This is a genomic window from Pseudomonas sp. R5(2019), from assembly GCF_009905435.1.
Classification (GTDB): Bacteria; Pseudomonadota; Gammaproteobacteria; order Pseudomonadales; family Pseudomonadaceae; genus Aquipseudomonas.
Map to the genome: position 1 here is coordinate 1 of NZ_JAAAMT010000044.1, position 16,172 is coordinate 16,172.

12 protein-coding genes are annotated in these 16,172 nt (G+C 61.4%); all 12 read right to left on the minus strand.

The genetic code is table 11. From position 1 onward, the window contains the following. Positions 1-294: 294 nt before the first annotated feature. The 12 genes from GUY40_RS22410 to GUY40_RS22465 are packed head-to-tail and all read right to left on the minus strand — an operon-like array spanning position 295 to position 16,099. Positions 295-1,350, minus strand: coding sequence for a hypothetical protein (locus GUY40_RS22410; protein WP_166571096.1), 1,056 nt, complete (start codon positions 1,348-1,350; stop codon positions 295-297). Positions 1,351-1,383: 33 nt separating this feature from the next. Beyond that, a complete protein-coding gene (locus GUY40_RS22415; protein WP_166571097.1) occupies positions 1,384-3,192 on the minus strand; it encodes a hypothetical protein in 1,809 nt (602 codons plus the stop codon). A 3-nt stretch (positions 3,193-3,195) separates the two neighbouring features. Then, entirely contained in the window at positions 3,196-4,488 is a 1,293-nt protein-coding gene (locus GUY40_RS22420) for a hypothetical protein (protein ID WP_166571098.1), read from the minus strand. Between the two features lie 19 nt (positions 4,489-4,507). Further along, entirely contained in the window at positions 4,508-5,431 is a 924-nt protein-coding gene (locus GUY40_RS22425; protein ID WP_166571099.1) for a hypothetical protein, read from the minus strand. Between the two features lie 59 nt (positions 5,432-5,490). Continuing rightward, complete coding sequence (locus tag GUY40_RS22430; protein ID WP_166571100.1) at positions 5,491-7,854, minus strand: hypothetical protein; 2,364 nt, start codon at positions 7,852-7,854, stop codon at positions 5,491-5,493. Between the two features lie 10 nt (positions 7,855-7,864). Next, positions 7,865-9,004 carry a hypothetical protein gene (locus GUY40_RS22435; RefSeq protein ID WP_166571101.1) on the minus strand — a complete coding sequence of 380 codons (1,140 nt, stop codon included), beginning with the start codon at positions 9,002-9,004 and terminating at the stop codon, positions 7,865-7,867. Beyond that, positions 8,983-10,428 carry an alkaline phosphatase family protein gene (locus tag GUY40_RS22440; RefSeq protein WP_166571102.1) on the minus strand — a complete coding sequence of 482 codons (1,446 nt, stop codon included), beginning with the start codon at positions 10,426-10,428 and terminating at the stop codon, positions 8,983-8,985. Before GUY40_RS22440 ends, GUY40_RS22435 begins: the two co-directional genes overlap by 22 nt. After that, on the minus strand, positions 10,418-11,650 hold the full coding sequence (gene eboE, locus GUY40_RS22445) for a metabolite traffic protein EboE (protein ID WP_166571103.1): 1,233 nt from the start codon (positions 11,648-11,650) through the stop codon (positions 10,418-10,420). Before eboE ends, GUY40_RS22440 begins: the two co-directional genes overlap by 11 nt. Continuing rightward, the gene (locus tag GUY40_RS22450) at positions 11,647-12,531 is read right to left on the minus strand and encodes a TatD family hydrolase (RefSeq protein WP_166571104.1); all 885 of its coding nucleotides are present in this window, start codon (positions 12,529-12,531) and stop codon (positions 11,647-11,649) included. Before GUY40_RS22450 ends, eboE begins: the two co-directional genes overlap by 4 nt. 36 nt (positions 12,532-12,567) lie before the next feature. Further along, positions 12,568-13,341 carry an EboA domain-containing protein gene (locus GUY40_RS22455; RefSeq protein WP_166571105.1) on the minus strand — a complete coding sequence of 258 codons (774 nt, stop codon included), beginning with the start codon at positions 13,339-13,341 and terminating at the stop codon, positions 12,568-12,570. Continuing rightward, entirely contained in the window at positions 13,338-14,228 is an 891-nt protein-coding gene (locus GUY40_RS22460; RefSeq protein ID WP_166571106.1) for a UbiA family prenyltransferase, read from the minus strand. Before GUY40_RS22460 ends, GUY40_RS22455 begins: the two co-directional genes overlap by 4 nt. Further along, positions 14,225-16,099, minus strand: coding sequence for a 3-dehydroquinate synthase (locus GUY40_RS22465; RefSeq protein ID WP_166571107.1), 1,875 nt, complete (start codon positions 16,097-16,099; stop codon positions 14,225-14,227). The genes GUY40_RS22460 and GUY40_RS22465 overlap by 4 nt, the downstream gene beginning before the upstream one ends. Positions 16,100-16,172 lie beyond the last annotated feature (73 nt).

Here is a 16,172-nt window from a genome sequence, read left to right on the forward strand (position 1 = left end):
CCCTTTATCACTCAATCGCTCGCTCATGCTGGTCTCCTGTAAACGATGGGTTCACGCTATGCCGTGAAGGCGACGAAACGGCAACGGACCTTAGAGTTTAGGCTCTGGTTTTGGATGTATCCAGGGCTTGCTCGCCAATCAAATCGCGCAACCAGCCTACCGCCGGGTCCTAATGACTGCGTGGGTGCCAGGCCAGGAGGGGATGTCCTGAGCGAGCCCCTATAGATCAACCACGTCGATAATAGATGTGTAGATACCTATGCCCACATGGGACTGGCACCAGGCACGTGCTTTTCAGAGCTGCACCCGGCGGAGTCTGCCGCTCAACGGGACGACGTTGTTGTCTGGCGTGGGCAGTGGCCGGCCCGCTAATCCCATGCCTTCGCTCACCAGTACCGCATCCTGCAACAGGCACAGGTTGGAAGGGGTATCGAGGCCGCGGGCGAGCACGGCGACTTGGGCTGTTTGCAGGTTGCAGCTCAACAGTCTACCCGTGAATCGGGTAAAGCCGCCATGCAGCGGTTCGCCGTTCCACTCCGGTGGCAAGGGTTGCTGCAGGTGGCTGCACAGCTCCAGCACCAGCAGGTTACCGTTCGGGCGCAGCGCCAGCCCGGTGGGCAATTGCAGGCCGCGAATCACCACGTCGATCTGCCCGCTGGCCGGGTGAACCCGAATCACCTGGCCGGCCTTGTCGGCAAAGTCGATGCCCTTGCGGGCTGGGTCCCCATGCAGTTCTCCGGAGAACAGGCTGATCAGCACCGCGTCTGTCTCCGGTTCGTACACCAGGGTGACGGGGACGGCTTCCTGGCCCTGCTCCAGTTCGGGCAGTTGCACCAGCACGTGCTCATCCTGGCCGCTGCTGAACTCCACCAACTGGTTGGTATCGGGTTTGACCGCCAGCCAACTGCGGCGGGTCGGGTGGTAGCACAGCGCATTCAGATTGCCGCGACTATGGAACACCGGCTCGGGCGGGCTGCATTGCAGGTCCAGCAGTTTGGAACCTGCGACATAATCGGTCTGGCTGGCCAGGCAGCGCCCGTCACCGCAGGCGATGTCCGACAGGCCCATGATTTCATCACGCAGCATGCGCGCCTGCATGTTCATGGCGCGAAAACCTTGCGCGAGTAGTTCACCGGGCAGGTAGGCGCCAAGCCGGTGCGGGTCCGGTTGCAGTCGACTGACACGGCCACTGAAGGGCTGGTCCGGCAAGCCTGAGCCGGCCTCGGCCAGCAGCAGGCTGCCATCGGCTTGCAGGCACAGGCCGCGCGGGTTGAGCAGGCCTTCGGCGATAAGTGTGCTCGGGCGTAGGGTTTCGCTGGGGTGCGCAGGGATTTGAATAGGAACGGTCATCGGTCTCTCTCCATGGGCGAGGAATGGGCGCGACTACTGCGGCGGTTGCCACGGTTCGCCAGTGAGATAGGCCCGCAGCAGCGCCCGCTGACAAGGCGACATCGAGCGCACCACGGGCATGAACAGCGTGGTGCCTTTGTAGGCGTCCGAGGTGCGGGCGAGGATCGGGTTCTTCGCGGCCATGATTGCGTCGGGTTGATTCAGCGGGATGTAGCGCGACATGGCGGGGAAGGCCAGGTAGTGAAAGCGCAAGACGTTCGGGTACATCTGTTGCCAGGTGATGGTGGTGCCCTTGGGGATGCCGAAGTCGGTCTGGGCGTATTTGCGGAAGTTGGTGAAGAAGGCGCTGCCTGGAAAACCTTTTGCCGTGCAGGTCAGGGTGGCAAAACCCGCCTGGGCCGCACTGCCCGGTTTGAGGGTGACGGGGAAACTGACGGCGAGTTGGCCGGCGTTCACGGTCAGCGAGGTCGGAAAGTTGAGGAAGTCCCAGTATTGCTTGTTCTTGTATACCGCCGTATGGCTTGGTTTCAGGTCTATTTCAGTGGCGTTGGGCACCGGACCGCCCAGATACCTGACCTGCAGGGTGATCGACAGGCCCTTGGGGTAATCCTCCAGGTACACGTTGCGCTGATCGGCATACACCCGATAGGTCGATTCGGTCGCCTGAAGGGCGGTCCCGGCAACCTGGTTGGGGGCAGTGATGGCCAGCGGTGTGGTCTTCACGGCTTGCTGCTGGCTGGCACTCAAGGGCAGGTCGACGATGCCGCCGTACACGTAGTAGTTGACCAGGGGGCTGCTGGTCGGGTTGAGGGTGGTCAGCGCGGTGGTGCCGGCAGAAATAGTGACGGGACCATAATTCGCATTCGGCCCGATGGGGCTGGTGATGTCGTCCCTGACGGCCCGGAAGGTTTGCTTGGGAATGATGTTCACCATGTCGAGGCTCAGCAGTCCGCTGCTGCCCAGGGCTGCATAGGCGGCGTTGCCCGTGGCCGGGTTGACCAATTGCCGGCCCGGCTGGCAGCTCAGCGGCTCGCCGGCGAACGCCGGGGCCAGTGTGCCGATGACCCGGCCGATGCTCGGGTTGGGCGTGTATTTACCGGCGGTGTAATCGGCATCCAGTTGCGCGGTGGTCATCTGAGGGCACATCTCGAACATGACGAAACGCAGGACGATGCCCGTTGCCCCTGGGGCCTGGATGATCGATCGCAGGCCACTGCTGTTCTGGTTCCAACTGACGATGCTGCTCAGCGCAAAGGTCAGCTGAAACGTGCCGCTGGCGTGGAAGGAGCCCGGCGCGTCCATTTTTGCGGGCTCCAGCACGCGCCCCGTCACGTCGAAACTGCTGCACACGGTATTACAGCGAATCAGCAACTGGATGTTGTCGTTGCCGCCAATTTGCAGGCCGCCGACGAATATCTGGGTGGTCGTTGAGGCAGTGGGGTCCAGGTCTACCATCATCGGGCCGGAAACAGGCCCCTGGCCGGTCACCGGGTCCACTGAGCCAAGCAGGTAGACCGGCTGGCCGACCTGATCGCCCGTCGTGCTGATGCTGCCCGGATTGCCCTGGGAACTGATCAGGGCGTTCTGCATGTCCACCACATGCTGCCCATAGTGGTTCCAGCCGCCGGCGGTGTAGTAGTCGCTGGTGGGCGCATTGATCATGTTGTTCAACTGGTCGTCGGTGTAAGGCTGGGCACCCGGAGCCAGGGTCGAGGTGGTCAGGTCGAAGAGCGGCCAATCCAGTTTGCCACCGTACGGGATGGTAGGTGAGTTGTTCGGCAAGCTGACATCCGTGCGGATGCCACCCCAGAAATTCAGTCGTGGTCCGTTCAGGATGCTCATGATCTATTCCTTGTCCCTGGAGGGGTTGGCGACGGGTGCATTGGCGAATTTGAACAGGTAGGAGAAGTCCGACTTGTAGGGACTCTTCACCGGTGTCGCCATGGAGTGGCAACTCATGCAGCTGCTGTTGGGCTGGATGTAGCTCTCCATGGTCACGTTGGCCGAGAGCGACGGTGTCGGCTGGCCCAATGGATTGCTGGGGTTGTTCGGCATCAGCGGGCGCTGGGTGGTGATGAGCTGGTAATACTTCAACACGCTGCGTTGCAGCCCCGGGTCGGCGCGGTAGTTGGCGTTCACCCAGTTGGTGACATCGGCAATCGGGGTAACGCGGTTCAGCGGGTTTGGCGTCTGGAACGTGGTGCCGGGCTTGGGCACGCAGACCAGGTGTGCGCCCTGGGTCTGCCAGGCGCAGGGCGACTGATTCAGGGCAGCGGCGGGGGCGGCGGGGTTGAAGTAGGAATAGGCAGTGCCGGCTGCCGGCTGGTCGATCCACTGGCCGTTCACCTTCACCTTGGGCGGAACGTTTTCGACCTGCTCGAACGTCGACCAGATCCACTGTGGATACCCGTTCACCTTGGTGATGATATGCAGGCCGACCAGGCCCAGGTAAGCCTCGGTGACCCCAATGCGCTGGCCCTGGTCATTGAACTTGGCCACGCGCGCGAGCATGGTCAGGTAGTGGCTGGCGTTGTCACGGGGCGTGAGGATGCGCCAGCTGGATTTGACCTCGATGACCCCATTGGGGAAGTTGATAGTGTTGGCTTTGGAAACGACATTCGCGTTGTAGAAACTGTTGGTGACGATGTAGTTGTAGGAGGTCTGGTTGGCCGAGATGTCGTAGTAGGTCGGGTTACCGGCCTGGTCGATCAGCCAACCGCCGACGGCCTGGTCGATGGTATTCACCAGCGTGCTGTTCTTCAGCGCTGCGATGTTGATGATGCCCAGGCTTTTGGCGGTCAACGGGGTATTCCACGGGCCAGGGTTGGCCCCTTGCGGCAGAAAGATTTCCTCCACGGTCTTGTAGGTCTGCCACACGGTGTATCCGGGATCTCCTGGCTGTTTGCTGCAGTCGGGATTACCTCGTTGCCCGTCCTGGGCCGGCCAGTTCAAGGCGATAAACATCTGCCAGCTGTATTGATCGAACAGATCCTGGCTGGCCGTAGCGGCCGGCGCAGAGGTGGGGGGCTGACAATTCAAGTTGCTGGCCAGCGTCGACGGCATGGTCTGTTCCCGGGCCAGGGCCGGCAGGCTGGCCAGGCCCAGTAACATCACGCAGAGACAGAGTGTGGTTTTCATGGCGATCCTTCGTCGTTAGTCAGGGGTTGCGCTGCATGAGCTTGTTCCACTGCGCCTTGTGGCCGTTGCTCTGTGAAGCCGGCGGCTCGAACAATTGACAGGGCGGCGGATTCGACGGGCACATGGCGGCCACCTGTGCCCAGGTCTGGGTTGGGTCCGGTCTGGCGATGCGGAAGTTGGTGTAGTTCTGGCTGACGATCGGCGCGTTGGCTACGCGGGTGTCCCCCGAAAAAAAGAACGACTGGGGCGGCCGGTAGGGTGGTTGTCCCGACTGTTTTTTGTAAAAGGCATAGCCGAACAGGATGGGACCTTGGGGGGAATCGAGGTCCAGGGCGTAGGCCTGCACGCTGGCGCCGAGGTTTTTGCTGCGTTCGGCGCTGTAGGGCAGATGTTCGATGAAGTCTTGCCGTGGCGGATGGTTCATCGGTGAAAACATGCAGCAGGCCGGCATGTCCTTGGGGCGGTCTTGCGGGTAAGTCAGGAAGTACGCCTTGTTGCCCAGGGACACGAAGGAGCAGGTGTAGTTGTTGTCCTTGATCGGGAAGATCGGCAGACAGTACTTCTCATAGTGTTCCATCATGGCGCCGAAGCCGTCGCCATCCGCCGGGATATAGGTGGTGTCGTAGTAGCTAGTCCCGCGGGAGATGGTGTAGTCCGCCGGGGTGAGGGTGGTGGGTGGGTTGCTGTAGGGCGGCGGATTTTTCTCGTAGTTATGCGTCACCCGGTACAGGGTCCAGTCGCTGATCCAGTAGGCTGGGAAAAATGGATCGGAAGGATCGCTGGGCGCGCGTTTGGCGATGCAGTTACCGTTCTGTTCATTGCACCCCAGGGTGTTGTGCACCCCCATGGTGAAGTAGACGGCGCCGCTGTCATCCTGAGCGAAAAGGGACGGGCTGAGCAGCAGGGTCAGTAGCAACAGTCGGTTCATGCGGCTGGCTTTCATATGACACTCCTGTGTAGTGCCGGGTGACAGGCTCGTCACCCGGTGGTCCTGTTTGACGCTTACTTGTAGTCGCTCATGCTGAGCGGAAAGGGCGGGTAATTGCGTTTCAGCAGGGCCTGCGCCCAAAGCTCCAATACCGCGCGACGGCTTTGCGGCATATCCCGAGTAATGGGCATCGCCAGGGTGCTTTCTTCCTGATACGCCTTGCTGATCAACACAATCAGTTGGTCGACGGCGCCCTCTATCCGTTCCAGCGAATTGAGCGGCATGTACTTGCTCATGATCGGGTACAGGTAATAGAAGGGCTGCAGGATGCGTGGGTAGATAAAAGTCTCCCAGATCACGACGCCGGCGTCCTCGCGCTGATAAATGCGGTTCCATTCATTGACAAAGTCCTGCTGCATCTGCGGCTCCAGCGGCAGGATGCGCAGCGGTGCGAGGAAGTCGGTAAAGGCCTGGTTGAGCGGGAAACTGAAGGGAATGACGGGTGGCTGCTGACCTTCCTGCACGAAGAAACGCAAGGTCGGGAAGCCCGGCGCCTGTGCCTTGACGGTCAGCTTTGCGATGCCATGGGCGTCGGTCTGCACCTTTGTCAGGCTGTATTGCACGGTGCTGTTCAGGGAATCTTGCAGCATTCCTTGCATGGCAATCGGGTTGTCGAGCGACAGGCAGGGGCTCAAGGCGACAGAGGCGGGTGTCGGCAGGAATTGCTGGTAGGTCACCGGTACCAGTTGATCGGATGCCTCGGCGACCCGAGTCGCCATGAGCTGGCGGCCCGTGCCCTCGGTCACCTGACCGAGTAGCGCAGAAGCGCCGGTAAATTGCGGCAGGTTAGCGCTGTTGTTGCTGGGGTTTTCCGGGTCGTTGTTGAACAACGTAAAGTCGGCCGCGTTGCTGAACGTCAAGTAGTAATCGGTGGTGCACAGCATGTAGGCATTACCGTACTCCGCCACCCACAACACGGTGCCGGCCGGTGCCGGCAGGCCGTCGTATTGCACCATGATCTGCAGCGTCCTGGTGTCGCCCACGTCGATGAAGCTTGCGCTCTCGACCACTTCGGCGGTCCACATCTGCTGGGTCGCGGCCGGCAGGGTTGTGGCGCCCTGCAGTTGCAGCTCCAGCGAGCCTGTTTGCAGCTGTGTCTGTGCCTCGACGGTGAGTGGCAGGTCCAGGATGCCCGAGCGTTTGTCGAACGCCGCCTGTTGATAGTCGTCATAGCCAAAACTGGCCAGCGGGCTGAATTGCCCGCCCTGGCGTATGCCCACTTGGTAGTTTCCGGCCTGGTACTTTGCCGCCACCGGGATGTCGGCCGTCTTGTCGATCGGATAGAACGGAAAGGCGTTGGTCAGATCCAGCGACAAGGTATCGCCATGGGCCTGTGCCGAGATCACGCCGAGTTTCACCTGGGTCGATTTATCCGGCGTGGTCTTGTAAATGGGCACTGGGCTTGCCGGCACCAGGCGCCTGCCCGCCGGTGCGGTGGGAAATTCATCGTCAAACCACAGGCCCAAGGTGCCGACCGTACGGCTATAGGCCGGGTTGAAGAAAATATCGCCGACGTTGTCCAGCCCTTGGCGATACATCGCCTGCACCTTGGCCAGGGCCTCGGGGCTGGAGGTGTGGGTGTCGATGGGTGGGTAGTTATTGAAAATGCCGTTCTTGTCGTAGCACGTCAGGTAGGTGGAAAAGCGGAACATCAGCCCCTTGGCCTTTTGTTGTTCCATCTGCGCCTGCAGGTTTTGCAGCAAGGCCGAGTTGCCGACCACCCACGCCAGGTTTTCTTTCGGGAAGCAGGTCTGCCAAGTGGTGGTGACGTAGCTCAGGCCACCCAGGTTTGCCCAGTTGAAGTTCAGGAAGCGATCAAGCATGCGGTGATGGCGATTGAGCGTCAGGCCGCATTGGTGGTTGCCCAGTACCAGCTTGTCGAAGTACAGCGCGGTGAAGGTGTTCTGCCAGGGGCTCACGTCGACAAAGCGCGCCGGGCTGGGGCCGTTGCCGCCAAACGGATTGCCGAGCAACTGGAAGCTCTGGTTGATCAGCGCATCCTGGTCCACGTAGCCACCGTTCGGGAGTTCTCCGCCGATGATCACCGATTGGGTTTGGTTATAGCTGACGGTGCCGCAGGCGTTGTCACCAAACAGGTTCCATTCTCCGGGAATCATCGGCGTGGTCAGCTGCCCGGCATTGCCCGGCACTTGCAGGACGTAGTCGGGAATCTGGTTGACCGGCAGCGGGGTGATCGTCCAGGGCAGCAGTGTGCTCGCGGCATTCTCCGGAGTGATGTTGAAGGCCTTCAGGAACCGCCAGTTCATCTGCATCTTCACCGCATCGTAGAGCGGGTACATATCGTTGTTGTTGGCCGTCGGCGGGTTCCAGAACATATGGCCGTTGAGGTAGATGCGGGGGAAATTCAATACGCTCATGTCATGCTCCTTAGCGTTGCCACTGGGCGCGCTTCAGCGACCAGACAAAGTCCAGTTTGTGGTAACCGACAAAGTCGGTGGCCGGCAGTGGGGCGGTGGGGTACACAATGCCGCCCTGTTCTTTGAGGGCGAAATTGAAGTAGCCCTGCTTGGGTGAGTACGCGGCCGTACCGTGGCAGGCAAAACACGAGGACTCGCTCTGGAACGCTGATTCAAGCTGAGAGTTGGCGAGCAGTGTCGGCGTTGTCGTGGACTGGACGCCGATCAACTCGTACTGCGCCAACGCAGAATATTTGGCCTGGAAGCTCGTGTTCACCGGTTGTGCCGCCGGCGTCGGCCCGGTGCTGTTGGTCATCGGGGTGGGCGGGACCGCATTGGTCACGGTGTACTTGCTGTTATTGCGGTTTTCGAAGGTGGTCCAGACCCAGTCGGGGTTCAGCTTGTTGATCACATGCAAGCCGCTCAGCGCGGCATAGCCGACCAGGTACTGATTACCTTGCTGATAGTAGGTCTGGGCGATGTAGTAGCCATCGTTTGCCAATTGCTGCTGGTAGCTCGGGTTGTTGCCGATCCATAGCCAGGCGGCTTTCAATTCCCAGGCGCTGGAGGGGAAGGCCAGGTCGCTGGTCAGGTCGGCTTGGCCATTCACGTTGTAGACCTTTTTCTGCACGATGTAGTTGAACGTGTCCTGGCCCATCAACAGCTGGAAGCGCACCGGTTGGCCTTTCTGGGTCTTTGGCACCTGGCCGCCCATTTCCAGGAGTAGCCCGTCCACCTGTTGCGTGGCGTTGAGGTTGTGGAATGTGCGACTGACGTTCATGCCCAGTGTCTGGGCCTGCGCAAGCACAGCGGGTGGCAGAGGCACGCGCTGGGCGTACGGCAGGGGTTGAGCGCCGTTGCTCAGGTAGACCTGATCCGAAGGCTTCATGGTTTCCCAGACCCGGTCGGGACTTTGCGCGGCGGCGGGCTGATTCAGGCAGGCAAACCAGTTCCAGGCCAGGGTCTCGGGGCTCTGGGCAAACGCGGCCCGGGTCTTGTCGACGCTACCTCCAAACTGCAGGAAGTTGGTGCAGTCGAAGGTGTTGGTGTCCTGGGCCTGAGCCAACCCGGCCAGTGCACTTAGAACAGTTATAGAGAAGGCTCGCCGCATGGAAGCTCCTTGGCATTGGCCAGTTCGGTGTGTGGGTGCCCCAAGAAATGCTCCAGGAGCAGTTGCTTCACTGCCGTGGCCGCAAGGTGCTGCGGTAACGACAGATCACAATTGGTGATCAGCAGCGGGCCAGTTTGCTCACTGCTGGGCAGGCGGCCATGGCTGCCGCGGACCAGTCTGGTGTCCAGCGGAATCAAGTCCATGTAGTAGCGAAAGCCGAGCTTTTTCTGCAGCAGGCGGCGCGCCACTTTCAGTTTGGGGAAACGAATCGCCGGGTCGATAAACAGCTCCAGCGGGTCGTAGCCGGGCTTGCGATGGATGTCCACGGTGCGGGCAAAGTCGGGGGCCTTGCGGTCATCAAACCAGTAGTAGTAATCGAACCAATGACCCGCTGCCGCCACGGCCACCAACTCGCCGCTGCGCGGATGATCCAGCTGCCAGGCGCGTTGTTCGGCCTTATCCAGCACCTGCTCGATGCCGGGTTGGCGCTGCAACAACGCTTTGACGCAGGGGATGTCCTGCGCCTGCTTCACGTAGACATGGGCGATCTGATGATCAGCCACCGCAAAGGCCGCACTGGCGCCGGGGTCGAGCAATTCCCAGCTCAGCGATTGGCGCACCTGCAACAAGCCTTCCGCGCGCAATACGCGGTTGATGGACACCGATTGCTCGACGGCTTCGATCCCGTACTCGGACAGCAGCATCACCGCCGCACCTTGCGCCTCGGCGAAGGTCAGCAGACGGCCGACTTCGGTGTCGATGGCCCGCACCTCGTCGGCAATCGACGGATGATCGGGCCCCAGGCGCTGCAGGCTGTAGTCCAGATGGGGCAGATAGATCAATTGCAGGTCGGGTCGATCGAGCTGGAATTCGGCGATGGCGCAATCGACGATCCAGCGGCTCGACGCGATGCCGGCCGCCGGGCCCCAGAAACCCGGAAACGGGAACTCACCAATCTGCTGCTCGATCTGCTCGTGCAATGAGGGCGGTGACGAATACAGGCCGAATATCTTGCGGCCATCGGCTGGGTAGTGAGGGCGCGGGGTGATGGCGGCATCCACGTCCGCGTACATGTTGTACCACCAGAACAACTGGCTGCAGCGAAACCCCGGCAGTTCACGCTTGAGTGTCTGCCAGACCTTTTCACCCTGGATCAGTGCGTTGGGTTGCAGCCAGAAGCGGACTTCGGCCTGATCGCGAAAATACCAGCCATTGCCGACGATACCGTGCTCCGACGGTGGCGCACCGGTGAGGATCGAGGCCTGCACCGTTGAGGTGACGGCCGGGAATACCGGTTGCAGATTGGCCATATTTGCGGTTTTCAGCAGGGCATTGATGTGCGGCGTCGCCGCGCCCAACAGCGATGGCGTCAACCCGACCACATTGATCAGCAGCAGCGGCTGGCGCGGGTGATCAGAGGGCATGGGCGTACGCTCCATGCACTTGGGGTTGCAGCAAGTTCCGCTGCCGCAGTTGGTCTTCGACCCAGTGCAGTTCGGCGGCGATCCCCTGGAGTTGGGCGTGTTCGGTGGTAGGGCGCAGCTGGGCAGGCAGCACGCCCCAACTGTAGGTTTCCACTTCCAGCACCGGCCGAAAATCCCCATGACGGGCCAGATAGTCGAAGGTCTGCGCCAGGGCGATCTGACTGCCGCTGAGTTCGGGCAACAGCAGGTGTTCGCTGAACAGTGGAATGTGGAAATGAATCCTCAGCTCGCGGTATTGCCCCGGGTGCGTTGCGCAATCGACGAGTGCGGCGGGAAGGTCCGCCCAGGCCATCAAGCGGCCCTGTGTATCGCGCGCTTTCACCTGATGCAGGTAGGTGGTTTCAGCAAAGTTGCTCAGTGTCTCGAGAACGTGTTCGCGCCGGTGGTCGTCCTGAGGCGGCAGTCGACAAATCATTGCGTTGGACAGCTGAATTTTGCCGACGGGCACCTGTGCGTGCCGCAGCCTGTCCAGGGACTGATAGCAGTCCTCGAATATCACCGCCTGGTGGCACACATCAAAACACAGCGCCAGGTATTCATGGTTCGGGTCAGTGGCTTGCCTGCGGCGAAAGAAGGCGATGGCCTGGTCGGTGTTTTCCAGTACGCAGTCCGGCTCCATCTCCAGGCAGAACACGATTTTCTTGCCGGTTTCCCGGTGCAGCCTGGCCAGTGCGGCCGTGAGTTGGCTTAGGTGGTCGTCGGCGCGCTCCTGTAACGCCGGGGTCCAGGTGGCGGCATAGCCCAGCGGCACGCTGGAAATCACTCCCTGGCGGCAGTAGGGCGGCAACGCGTACGCCAGGATCCGCGCCAGATCCAGGCTGTACGCCAGCCGTTGCGGGTCGGCCCAATTGGGCAGATAGACTTCGGCTTTCACCGCGCCCTGATGAAATTCACCATAGGGAAAACCGTTCAGCGAGGTCAGCCGTAACCCGCTGCGCTGCAGCAGATCCAGGAACTGCGCACGTGCCGATACCTGCTGTAATTCGGCCGCGGCGCGGGCACAGATCCACAGGCCACTGTCCTGTTCGCCCAGCCCACGCAGGGTTCGCACGCCCTGGAAGTGCTGTTCAATGGAGGACCGTAACCCGGTCAGGTCACGGGTCGGGTGCACGTTGCTGCAATACCCGACCTGCGTGGCCGTCCACCCGATACCGGCACTCATTTGATCACCGGTTCCTGCCCGCGCAGGGCGGAGTTTTCCTGCCACTGCCGACGCTGGTCGATGGGCAGCGGTGTGCTGACCAGGGCTTTGTCCAGTTGGCCGCTCTGGGCAAAGAAGTCCACCGGGTTGTGGAACAGCACCTGTTCGACCTGGGCTTCGCTGAAGCCGGCTGCCAACATCGCCTGGCCGGTCTTGGGAACCTTGAGCGGGTCGCTGATGCCCCAGTCGGCGGCACTGTTGACCACCATTTTTTCGGTGCCGTACTCCTTGAGCAGGGCGACCATGCGCTGTTCCGACATTTTGGTGTTGGGGTAGATGGAGTGGCCGCGCCAACAGTCGCTGTCCAGCACCAGAGGCAGAGTCAGTTCATTGAGGTGGTCGATGATCACCAGATGCTCGGCAATCCCCACTTCGCGAATCACTGCCAGGGTGCGTTTGGTGCCGCCGATCTTGTCGCGGTGCGGGGTGTGCACCAGCACCGGCAAATTGAATTGCTTGGCCAGCTCCAGCTGAGCGGCGAGAAAGCGATCCTCCTCGGGAGTGATGTCGTCGTAGCCGATTTCGCCGACCGCCACGACGCCGTCTTTCACCAGATAGCGCGGCAGAATCTCCAGCACCTCATTGGCCACTGACAAGTCATTGGCCTCCTTGGGGTTGAGGCCGATGGTGCAGAAGTGATGGATGCCGAACATGCTGGCGCGAAAGCGCTCCCAGCCCAACAGGGTGTCGAAGTAGTCGATGAAACTGCCGACACTGGTCCTGGCCTGGCCCTGCCAGAAGGCCGGCTCGATAACCCCGGTGATGCCGGCGGCCGCCATGTTCTGGTAGTCATCGGTGGTGCGGCTGACCATATGAATATGCGGGTCGAAGTACTTGAGCATGGTGAATCCTCGTCAAAGGAAGGGAGCCGTTGAGCATCAGTTCGGTGAGGTACCGGCCAGGTGGTCACGCCATTCCGGCGGCAAGCGTTGCTGCTGACTCAGGCCGACCAGGCGCTGGTGTTGCGCCGGGCTGAGCAGGTTGAAGGCAATCACCCGGGGCAGCCCGGCGGACACCATTCGTTCGGCCGCGAGCTGCTCGTCCAGCAGGTCGAGGGCCAGTTGGTTGAGGGTGACGCTTTTTCGTTGCGTCAGGCCGATCAGGCGTCGTACGTCGAGCCCCATGCCCAGTGCCTTTAGCACCAGTTGGTGGAAGGCCCGTTCAGTGTAGTGACGTGACGGGTAGGGGGTGTCGAGGGCGAGGGCGGCAAACACCTGGCTGTTACTGGTACGCCCGGCCTGCAACGCCAGTTCCACGCACAGCCCACGGCTATCGAGCCAGTCGAGGGCTTTCAGGGTGGCGGTCTTTTCCTGATCGTCGCCCCACAGAAACAGCTGGCGCAGCAAGTGCAGTTGCCCGACCAGGGGGTGTTGCTCCAGTACCTGAGCCAGCAACAACGCCCGCGCCAGTTGGACGTGGCTCCAGCCGCCACTGTTGGGCAGTGCATGCTCCTGGAGGTTGCGCTTGCACTGGCTGCTCAAGAGCGCCGCGGTATTGGCGTCCGGGTGTTGGGCAAGCCGCTCCTGTACCTGGCGCCACCACTGCAGCTCGGCGTCATCGAGCTGTTGGGTCAAGGCCTGGCGTTGTTCGGCGAGGCAGTCGTGGCGCATTTCGAGGGCCGCCGATGGCGGCGCAGTGACGTCCATTTTCATGTGGGTTTGATCCAGCGCTGAAAGTGTGGGAGCAGGAAAAACACCAGAACACATAACAGGCTGCCCAAAGGCTGGTTGGCCACGGCCAGCACCAGGGCATCGAACAGTGGCAGGGCCGCCAGGCCGGCACCGATAAAGGCGCGGACCTGCCGTTGCTGCGGGTTGGCCAGGTTGTGCCAGTAGTGCCAGCCCAACCAGCCAAGCCAGAGCAGCAGCACCGGCCAAAACCAGAAGTTGTTGGAATAGATCGTCAGGGCCAGCGGGCTCAGCATCAGGATCAGGGGGAGACGGCTGAGCAACTGGTTGTGGTGTTCCTGGCGGGCCAGGTAGGTCAGGCCGCTGATGTAGACGCCCAGCAAAATGGCGCAGAGCCAGATCGGCTCCGGTGGCACCGCCAGGCTGGCCGCCGCAGTGAGATAGAGAGCCGAGCGGCAGGCGCCCATCAGCCAAACGCTGTGGGCGTATTTCTTGTGCAGCAGGTTGTAGCCGAGGATGCAGCCCACCAGCAGAGTGACGCTGCCCAGCAGCCAACGCGGCTGATCGATCAGCCGGCTCAGGCCCAGCACCGAGGCCGCGGCCATCATCAGCAACAGCACAGTGGTGAGGCCCACCTGCTGTCGGCTAACCAAGCCCAGGATGATGGGGCGAGGGTTATGGTGTTGTTGGTCCCAGTCGGCGTCCAGCAGATCGTTCAACAACATGCCGGCCAGATACAGCAGCGAAAGTGTGGCCAGCAGCAGGATCCACACCAGAGACGACGGCGGCGCCAGGGCACAGGCGCTGCTGGACAGCAGGGCGGCGGCCAGGGTGTTGGTCCACACCGTGGGCAGATTGGACACCCGGCCCAGGGTCATCCAGGTCTTCAGGTTCAGCGGTGTCTGGCTCATTGCGCGCAGCCCTCGCTCAGGGTGAGCGCTATACCGCTGCGGGTGGACAGCCGCTGTAGCGCCTCCTCCATCCGCGCGCTATCGATTTCATGCAGGTCTACCGACTCACCGATCCGGCTGAGCATGGGGATGGAGAGTTGCCCGCCCAAGTGCTGGCGGAATTCCTCCAGCCCGAGCAACAGCTGTGAGCGCCCCTGTGCATCTTTCAAGGTCAGTTCCGGCGGGCACAGGTTGAAACCGAGCTTGAGCAACAGGCACAGAACACGTTCAGTGTCGGCATCGCTCAACAGCCCAAGGGCATTGGCATAGAGTCCATCCAGGGCCATGCCTACCGCCACGGCTTCGCCATGGCGCAGCCGGTGGTGACTGAGATTTTCCAGTTTGTGCGCGGCCCAGTGCCCGTAATCCAGTGGCCGCCCGTTACCGCGTTCGAAGGGGTCTCCGGCACCGGTGATGTGCCCCAGGTGCAGTTCGGCGCAGCGGCGAATGGCATAGCGGCTGGCCGGGTGATCGAAGTGGGCGAGGGCGTCGGCCTGTTGCTCCATCCATTGGAAGAATGCCTGGTCCTTGATCAGCGCCACCTTTACCGCCTCGGCCAGCCCGGCGATCTGGTCGCGGCGAGTCAGGCTGGTCAACAGCTGGAAGTCATTGATCACCGCAGTGGCGGGGTAGAAGGCCCCAAGCAGGTTCTTCTGGCCGAAGGCATTGATGCCGTTTTTCACACCGATGCCAGCGTCGTTCTGGGCCAGCACCGTGCTCGGGATGCGGATCAGGCGAATGCCGCGGTGGAAGGTGGCGCAGGCGTAGCCCACCGAATCCAGCACCGCGCCACCACCCAGGGCCAGGACATAGCAATGCCGGTCCAGCCCATGTTGCAGCATGTCGGTGTACAGCTGCTGCAACACCTGTGAATCCTTGCTCAGTTCACCGGCCGGAACCGCAATCGGCGCAGCCTGCAAATGCAGATCCGCAGCATGGGCAGCAAAGTAGGCATCGATCTGTTCCAACAGTTGTGGGGCACTTTGCAACAGTTGTTCATCGGCGAACACTAGTACAGTCACCGGGCCTATGTGCTGGGCGGTGAGCAGGCGGTGCAGACAGGGATTGAGCGGATCGAACAGATGATCGGTGAACACCACCGGGTAGTCGTAACTGACCTCGAAGCGCCCGTGCAGTGGTTGCTCCGCGCCGTGCCTGCGCAAGGTCTTGAACAGGCTGTTCCCGGCGATAAACAGCCCGGGCAGCACCATGCTGGCGAGGATGGTCACCAGCAGCGCGTTCTGCTCGACGAGGAAGGTGCCGATGACGCAGTAGGCCAGTGCCAGGCCGGCATTGGCCAGGGTGGTGACCAGTACAAACGCGCGCAGCGGATAACGTTGCATACCGGCGGCCACCACTGAGGTTTCCGCCAATACCGGCACGCCGCGCAGGCAGATCAACGACAGCGTGCCCAGCCGATACGCCAGCTGCCCCGGCTGGCGCTTATGCAGGCCGAGGCGGCCGGACAGCAGGCGAAAATAGCCGGCCCCCAGTGCATAACCCAACCCGGCACCCAGGCACAGGCCAATGAAAATCACCAGGTAACCGCCGAGACTGCCAAGCATGGCCACGGCCAGCAGCGCTACCATGCTCGAAGGCACAGGTAGCACTACGTCCAGCGCCAGCAGGGCGGTCAGCAGCAGCGCCAAGTTGAGTTTCTGGGTGGGGGTCGAAGGCAGATACAGGTTGAGATGGGTCAGGAAGTCCTGGATCTGTTGTTCGAACAACAGGAAGCTGGCGATCACCAGGCCTGAGAAGCACAACAATGACAGCCAAAAATGTTCGGCTGGCCCTCTATGCGAGAACGCACGATACCAACGGCTGCGCTTCATCAAGCATCCCTCTTGATTGTTATGACTTATTTCCGTTTCAGTAATTAAAAGCAGCGTCTGGTTTTTTTTAGAA

Excerpts from the sequence above, each read along its gene's own strand:
- GUY40_RS22410 (WP_166571096.1), bottom strand. The coding sequence starts at position 1,350 with ATGACCGTTCCTATTCAAATCCCTGCGCACCCCAGCGAAACCCTACGC.
- GUY40_RS22420 (WP_166571098.1), bottom strand. The coding sequence starts at position 4,488 with ATGAAAACCACACTCTGTCTCTGCGTGATGTTACTGGGCCTGGCCAGC.
- eboE (WP_166571103.1), bottom strand. The coding sequence starts at position 11,650 with ATGAGTGCCGGTATCGGGTGGACGGCCACGCAGGTCGGGTATTGCAGC.
- GUY40_RS22450 (WP_166571104.1), bottom strand. The coding sequence starts at position 12,531 with ATGCTCAAGTACTTCGACCCGCATATTCATATGGTCAGCCGCACCACC.
- GUY40_RS22425 (WP_166571099.1), bottom strand. The coding sequence starts at position 5,431 with ATGAAAGCCAGCCGCATGAACCGACTGTTGCTACTGACCCTGCTGCTC.
- GUY40_RS22440 (WP_166571102.1), bottom strand. The coding sequence starts at position 10,428 with ATGCCCTCTGATCACCCGCGCCAGCCGCTGCTGCTGATCAATGTGGTC.
- GUY40_RS22435 (WP_166571101.1), bottom strand. The coding sequence starts at position 9,004 with ATGCGGCGAGCCTTCTCTATAACTGTTCTAAGTGCACTGGCCGGGTTG.
- GUY40_RS22465 (WP_166571107.1), bottom strand. The coding sequence starts at position 16,099 with ATGAAGCGCAGCCGTTGGTATCGTGCGTTCTCGCATAGAGGGCCAGCC.
- GUY40_RS22460 (WP_166571106.1), bottom strand. The coding sequence starts at position 14,228 with ATGAGCCAGACACCGCTGAACCTGAAGACCTGGATGACCCTGGGCCGG.
- GUY40_RS22430 (WP_166571100.1), bottom strand. The coding sequence starts at position 7,854 with ATGAGCGTATTGAATTTCCCCCGCATCTACCTCAACGGCCATATGTTC.
- GUY40_RS22455 (WP_166571105.1), bottom strand. The coding sequence starts at position 13,341 with ATGAAAATGGACGTCACTGCGCCGCCATCGGCGGCCCTCGAAATGCGC.
- GUY40_RS22415 (WP_166571097.1), bottom strand. The coding sequence starts at position 3,192 with ATGAGCATCCTGAACGGACCACGACTGAATTTCTGGGGTGGCATCCGC.